General features: G+C 64.7%; 7 protein-coding genes and 1 pseudogene. 2 read left to right on the top strand and 6 right to left on the bottom strand.

Features of this window, described 5'->3' with window-relative positions:
• Positions 1-321: 321 nt before the first annotated feature.
• Both G3480_RS24570 and yqhD read left to right on the top strand, forming a co-directional pair.
• The gene (locus G3480_RS24570) at positions 322-1,434 is read left to right on the top strand and encodes an alkene reductase (RefSeq protein ID WP_164656867.1); all 1,113 of its coding nucleotides are present in this window, start codon (positions 322-324) and stop codon (positions 1,432-1,434) included.
• 86 nt (positions 1,435-1,520) lie between these two features.
• A complete protein-coding gene (gene yqhD, locus G3480_RS24575) occupies positions 1,521-2,675 on the top strand; it encodes an alcohol dehydrogenase (RefSeq protein ID WP_164656868.1) in 1,155 nt (384 codons plus the stop codon).
• Between the two features lie 978 nt (positions 2,676-3,653).
• On the opposite strand, the gene G3480_RS24580 is transcribed toward yqhD, so the two are convergent.
• The 6 genes and pseudogenes from G3480_RS24580 to G3480_RS28675 all read right to left on the bottom strand — a co-directional run bounded on the left by G3480_RS24580 (position 3,654) and on the right by G3480_RS28675 (position 6,069).
• Positions 3,654-4,214, bottom strand: coding sequence for a Uma2 family endonuclease (locus G3480_RS24580; protein WP_164656869.1), 561 nt, complete (start codon positions 4,212-4,214; stop codon positions 3,654-3,656).
• Between the two features lie 168 nt (positions 4,215-4,382).
• Entirely contained in the window at positions 4,383-4,541 is a 159-nt protein-coding gene (locus tag G3480_RS24585) for a hypothetical protein (protein ID WP_164656870.1), read from the bottom strand.
• Positions 4,542-4,552: 11 nt separating this feature from the next.
• Positions 4,553-4,765 (bottom strand): exonuclease SbcCD subunit D C-terminal domain-containing protein, encoded by a 213-nt coding sequence (locus tag G3480_RS24590; protein WP_206171878.1) that lies wholly within the window; start codon positions 4,763-4,765, stop codon positions 4,553-4,555.
• Positions 4,701-5,411, bottom strand: coding sequence for a hypothetical protein (locus G3480_RS29315; protein ID WP_164656866.1), 711 nt, complete (start codon positions 5,409-5,411; stop codon positions 4,701-4,703). The genes G3480_RS24590 and G3480_RS29315 overlap by 65 nt, the downstream gene beginning before the upstream one ends.
• A 13-nt stretch (positions 5,412-5,424) precedes the next feature.
• Positions 5,425-5,484, bottom strand: a pseudogene (locus tag G3480_RS29320) (hypothetical protein); the annotation flags it as partial.
• A gap of 60 nt (positions 5,485-5,544) precedes the next feature.
• A complete protein-coding gene (locus G3480_RS28675) occupies positions 5,545-6,069 on the bottom strand; it encodes an HsdM family class I SAM-dependent methyltransferase (protein ID WP_338114218.1) in 525 nt (174 codons plus the stop codon).
• Between the last annotated feature and the right edge of the window lie 193 nt (positions 6,070-6,262).

Here is a 6,262-nt window from a genome sequence, read left to right on the forward strand (position 1 = left end):
CCCCCCCCCCGCGGGGGGGCGCCCCCGGCCCGCCCCCCCCCCCCCCTTCCCCCCCGGGGGGGGGGGGGGGGCCCCCCCGCCCCCCGGGCCCCCCGGGGGGGGGGGGGCGCCGCTCCCACCGACCGCGCTTTCTGGCCCGATTCGCTTCGACCGTGACGTCGTCTTTTCCTCCAGCTCAGACGCCAGGCGTGGTCTCCGCGGATTGAATCGCTTGTCAGAGGTGCGCTTTGCCGATCGATGCCCTGGGTGAGGGCTTGAGACGAGGCGGTATCACCGCGACATGGTCAAGGTTTATACCCAATCTGCATTTGGATAACCGCCATGAGCGAACAACCGACCAGCGATCTCTTTCAACCCTATCAACTCGGCGATCTGACCCTAGCGAACCGCTTAGTCATGGCCCCGCTGACGCGCAGCCGGGCCGGGCAGGGCGACGTGCCCACGCCCCTGATGGCGACCTACTATGCCCAGCGCTCGACCGCCGGACTCATCATCAGCGAGGCGTCGCAGATTTCGCCCCAGGGCAAGGGCTATATCCAAACACCCGGCATCTACAGCGAGGCTCAAGTAGAGGGCTGGAAGCAGGTGACCGAGGCGGTCCACGGTCATCATGGCAAGATCTTCATCCAGCTTTGGCATGTCGGGCGCATTTCGCACCCTGACTTGCAGGAAGGCGGCGCGCTGCCCGTGGCGCCGTCCGCCATCAAGGCCGAGGGCCAGGTCTTCACGGGCAAGGGGATGGTCGACATGGTGACGCCCCGCGCCCTGGAGCTGGATGAGATCCCCGGTATCGTCGCCGACTATCGCCGGGCGGCGGAGCAGGCGCGCGCGGCCGGCTTCGATGGGGTCGAGATCCATTCGGCCAACGGCTATCTGCTCGACCAGTTCCTGCGCGATGGATCCAATCGGCGCGACGACGCCTATGGCGGCAGCGTGGAGAATCGTGCGCGCCTGCTGCTGGAGGTGGTGGACAGCGTGCTCGAGGTCTGGGACAAGGGACGTGTCGGCGTCCGACTTGCTCCGCTCTCGCCGGTCCACAACATGGAAGACAGCGATCCCGAAGCCCTCTTTGGCTATGTCGTCGAGCAGTTGTCCGAGCGGGGTCTCGGCTTTCTGCACCTCGTCGAGGGCGTCACCGGCGGCCCGCGCGAGACTGGACATCCCTTCAAGCTGTCGAAGCTGCGCGCGCTGTTTCACGGCACCTACATCGGCAATAACGGCTACACGCGCGATCTAGCCCTGGAGACGCGCGCCTCGAATGCCGCCGACCTCATCGCCTTCGGCAAGCTCTTCATCGCCAACCCGGACCTGGTTGAACGCCTGCGTCGGGATGCTCCGCTGAATACGCCCGACGAGGCGACCTTCTACGGCGGGGACGAGCATGGCTATACGGACTATTCCTTCCTCGAAGGCACGCCCTCCCACTGTCTCTGATCGACCCCGCTGCGACGCGGCGCCTCGCGCCGCGTCGATCGTCGAGCTTGAAAGGCTCGTTTCGTCGACTTCAACAGGTAAGCCCCATGCTGAATTTCACCTTCCACAATCCGACACGCATCCTCTTCGGCGAGGGCCAAATCGCCGAGATCGCCCAAGAAATCCCCGCAGGCGCCCGCGTGCTCATCACCTACGGCGGCGGCAGCGTCGTCAAGACCGGGACGCTGGACGAGGTCAAGCGGGCGCTGAAAGACTTCACCGTCCTCGAATTCGCCGGCATCGAGCCGAATCCGACCTACGAGACCCTCATGAAGGCCGTCGAACTCGCGCGCAGCGAGCGGGTCGACTTCCTGCTCGCCGTTGGCGGCGGCTCGGTCATCGACGGCACCAAGTTCATCGCCGCCGCCGTGCCCTTTACCGGGGAGCCCTGGGACATCCTTGCCAAACAGGCGCCCATCAGCGAGGCGTTGCCGTTCGGCAGCGTGCTGACGCTGCCGGCCACCGGCTCGGAGATGAACGGCGGCTCCGTGGTGACGCGCAAGGCTACCCAGGACAAGCTCTTCTTCGTCAATCCCCTGGTCTACCCGCGCTTCTCGGTGCTCGACCCGACCAAGACTTACACGCTTCCGCCGCGCCAAGTCGCTAATGGCGTGGTTGACGCCTTCACCCACATCGCCGAACAGTATCTGACCTATCCGGCGGACGCCAAGGTGCAGGACAGATTCGCCGAGGGTCTGCTGCTGACGCTGATCGAGGAAGGGCCCAAGGCACTAGCCGAGCCAGAGAACTACGCGGTGCGGGCCAATCTGATGTGGACGGCGACCCTGGCCCTGAACGGCCTCATCGGTGCCGGCGCGCCGCAGGACTGGGCAACCCACATGCTCGGGCATGAGATCACCGCGCTGCATGGACTGGATCACGCCCAGACCCTCGCCATCGTCCTGCCGGCCATGCTCCAGGTGCGGCGCGAGGAGAAGCGGGCAAAGCTGCTGCAGTACGCTGAGCGGGTCTGGGGGCTGCGCGAGGGTGACGAGGAGGCGCGCATTGATGGCGCCATCGCCCAAACCCGCGACTTCTTCGAGTCGCTGCAGGTGCCCACCCATCTGTCGAGCTACGGCATCGGCGCCGAGGCCATCGCCCCGCTGCTGGCCAAGCTCGAAGCACACGGCATGACCGCGCTCGGCGAGCATCAAGACGTCGGGCTGGAGCGCTCCCGCGCGGTGTACGCGCTGGCGGTTTGATTTCGAGCGGCCCGGCGTCAGTCTTTGGTCGCGAGCCACCAGGTTGCGGTGGCTCGCCCGCTCTCGGCGCCCTGCGCCTCGGTCCTGTAATCGGCCGAGCGGGCAGGCCGTTGGAGCATTGCTCTGACCGCAGGACGCGAATTCCAGCCACTGAATTTTGGGATCTCAAGCGGCCGAAGTCTGTCGCTTTGCTGACTTTCAGGAGGACAAGGGGTCCGAGCCGGCGCAAAGCGCCGAGTGAGGACGGGTGTCTTTGATGACGGTCGGTCGCTCGCGCTTTTCACCGAATCATCCTTTGGCGGACTGCGAGCACGCCCATTGACAGGATTGCCCCAACCGTGAGGCGCACCGTTCGTCGTGCTCGCATTGGCGCTTGTTTCAGTCCCTGGAGCAGGCATGAACGCATTCCGGCCCAAGAGATCAAGCGCCGCGGAATAGCCGCCCTGGACGCAGCCCCTCACAATGGGCCTGTGCACATCATTAAGGAAGTGTGCATCAACAACTTCCCCCCTTTCGCAAAGGGGGGGGCAGGGGGGATTTCGGGCGGCATCGCTCGCATCGGGAAACAATTGATGGGCATTTTCTAAGAATAATCGCCCGAGCTACGTCGTGCTGACCGAGGCTGCCCATGCCGAGTTGCAAGAGACTCAGCAGGAGGTTGGCAAGGGAGCGTCTGCGCGCATCGCTAGCTGATCTATAGGCCGGCCGGCCGAACGCATCGATACGCTGACGCCGACGCGCTGATGAGTGCGCTCAACGCGGACGAAGCATGAGCTGGCCGCTGATCTGCTGACTCAGTTCGGTGTCTTGGCCGCGCTTTTACTCCAGGCTGTCGGTCAGGCTGGCCTCCTCCTCCGCGCTGAGGAGCTGAAGCCCCGCCAGTTCGACGGAGAGGCTGTCGAGCCGCTGTCGCTCGTCGCGCTGGCGCTCATGTCTCCCGAGCAGGGTTGGATTTTCTATCCCCCGATTCAGATCACCTCAGTCCAGGTTTCTGAAAAGGCGGTCCCAGCCGATCTCGGCCTCCAGGCTGGCTAACGCGAGCGGTGTCTCAGGGGGGATATCGTGGAGTTCCCAGACGTCGTGACCGGCGCGCCGGTAGATCTCGATGCTCTGTTTCTCGGGATCGATCAAGACGAACTCCCGCAGCGATGGGATCCGGCGGTAGGCCGCGAACTTCTCGCCGCGATCGAAGGCGGCCGTCGAGGGCGAAAGCACCTCGACCACCAGCGTTGGGGCGCTCATGAAGAGGTCCGAGCGATGGTCGGCGGGATCGCAGGTCACCAGGACATCCGGGTAGAAATACGCCTCGTCCTCAAGAACGCGGAGTTTCATGTCGGCCATGTAGGCGCGGCAGGGGGAGCCTTCGATGGCTTGATCTAGAGCGGAAAAGACATTTCCCGAGACGGTTACATGGCGCCTGGACGCCCCGCCCATGGCGAAGACCTCACCTCGGAAGAACTCCGATTTCTCCGGCTGTTCGCTCTCCCAGGCAAGATAGTCGGCGGCTGAGAAGTCAGTCCGAGTTTGCGGTACGCCCATGATTTTTTACTCCGATCCGTTCCGGCGTTGCCATCGGCGCGAGTATAGCGAGGTTGTGCCGTCAAATGGCATGACCGTTCGACAGCCACTTTGCAGGACCATGAAGGGCGCGTCGTCATTCATCAAGATCGGCGCCTGCTCTGGGCTCGCCCCGTCATGGCGAGCACCTCACAAGATCCGACGAGGCGCGCCGCGTGCGCTGCCCGCCCCCGTTGGCCCGGTAATGGCGAAGATGCCGTCTGCGGTGAAGGCCGGGTGGCTGAGGTCGAGCGTCCAGTCGCCGATCGGCGCGTTGAGGTTCTTGAATCGCAGCTGCTCGATGCGCATCGGGGCTGTCCTTAATCCGCCTGCGGGTCCGCTTCATTCAGCGCCTGTAAGATCTCTTGATACGCAAGCAAGAGCCCCGGCCGTTGATCGTCCGAGACTCCGTGCGCGGTGATGCAGCGCGCGAAGACCTCTTCGACTCGAAGGTCCGCGAGGTTTTCCTCAGCGTCCATTCGTTCCAGGACGCGCTCGACCACGCGGTTGTTCTTGACCCGCAGGATTTCCAGCTCGCAGCCCTCGGTGGCTTGCTCTAGGCGCTGGAAGACGGGTCTCTCGACGAGCCGGGTCGCTTGCCTCGCTGCCGCTCAGCTCGACCAGGCAGAGGCTCTTGGCCTGCCGGGCCTCGCCGAACCCCATCGGCAGGGGGGAGCCGCGGTAGCGCAGGGTCTCCGATCCGCCGACCTGCTGCGGGACGTGCAGTTGGCCGAGGGCGAGGCAGTCGAAGCAGGCCGGAAAGATGCCAGCCGAGACGTGGGCGAGCGAGCCCAGGTAGAGTTCGCGAACGCCGTCGCCCTCGACGGTCTGGCCGCCCGCCGCGAAGAGGTGGCCCATGCCGATGATGGGGATCTGATGCCCCAGCTCGGCGCGTCGCCGCTCGGCGATCTCCGCCGCCTTGGCATAGTGTCCGCAGATGCCGTCGCGCAGCTTGCGGTCCTTATCCTCAATGGTTTCGCCGGCCTCTGCGGTGCGGATGTCACGGTCGCGCAGATAGGGCACCGCGCAGAGGATCAGCTCTGCCGCTCCCGTCGCATCCGCGAGCACCAGCACCTCATCTTCCGGATCCTCGGTCGTCGCTCCGATGACGTCCACATCCAGCGCGCGCAGCAGTGCCTTGGGCGCGATGGCTCGGCGCGCTGGTGTCGAAGACGTCACCCGCGATCAGCAGGACATCGACCTGCTCTTGATCGATGCTCTCGGCGAGCCAGGTCAGAAAGGCCTTGAATTCCGCATAGCGCTTGCGGCCGTAAAGGCTGCGGCCGAGGTGCCAGTCAGAGGTGTGGAGGAGCTAGAGCCGAGTCGGCTGGTTCGTCATGACGCCGATGTTGTGCAGGAAGAGATTCATCAGGCACATGCGGCGGGTATTGGGCACGATCTCGTTGCCGTGGAAGGTCCGGTCGCGCAGGAACGTCTTCTGGCGCCTGTCCAGCGTGGCCCCAGGCCGCGTCAGCCAGTTGTAGGCGCCCAGGAAGAAGCCGCCCGTGCCGCAGGCCGGGTCGGCAATGGTCTTCATAGGCTCGGGGCGCACGCAGGCCACCATGGCCTCGATCAGGGCGCGCGGGGTGAAATACTGACCGGCCCCGCTTTTGGTATCTTCCGCGTTCTTTTGCAGCAGCCCTTCGTACAGATCGCCCTTGGTTGCGGCGTCCAGGCTGATCCAGTTTTCGGCGTCGATCAGCTGCACCAGGCGCGAGAGCTTCGCCGGATCCTGGATCTTGTTCTGCGCCTTGAAGAAGATGGCGCCCAACATGACGGGCTTCTGCCCCAGGCGGTGCAGGGTGACGAGGTAATGCGCCTCCAGCGGCTCGCCCACCTTGGACCTGAGACTGGCCCAGTCGTAGCCCTGGGGGATATAGTGGACCCCGAGAATTGGACACGGATTTAAGTTATCGCCTCGCACATTAACGAGGAGAGCGACAGTGACAGAGGGGAATCGTAAGACCTTTTCGGCGAGCTTCAAGGCGAAGGTGGGGCTTGAGGCGATTCGTGGGGTCAAGACGACCAAC

The organism is Thiorhodococcus mannitoliphagus (assembly GCF_010915725.1).
Lineage (GTDB): Bacteria > Pseudomonadota > Gammaproteobacteria > Chromatiales > Chromatiaceae > Thiorhodococcus > Thiorhodococcus mannitoliphagus.

Coding starts and splice junctions, on each gene's coding strand:
- G3480_RS24585 (WP_164656870.1), bottom strand. CDS start 4,541: ATGCGCATCGAGCAGCTGCGATTCAAGAACCTCAACGCGCCGATCGGC.
- yqhD (WP_164656868.1), top strand. CDS start 1,521: ATGCTGAATTTCACCTTCCACAATCCGACACGCATCCTCTTCGGCGAG.
- G3480_RS24570 (WP_164656867.1), top strand. CDS start 322: ATGAGCGAACAACCGACCAGCGATCTCTTTCAACCCTATCAACTCGGC.
- G3480_RS24580 (WP_164656869.1), bottom strand. CDS start 4,214: ATGGGCGTACCGCAAACTCGGACTGACTTCTCAGCCGCCGACTATCTT.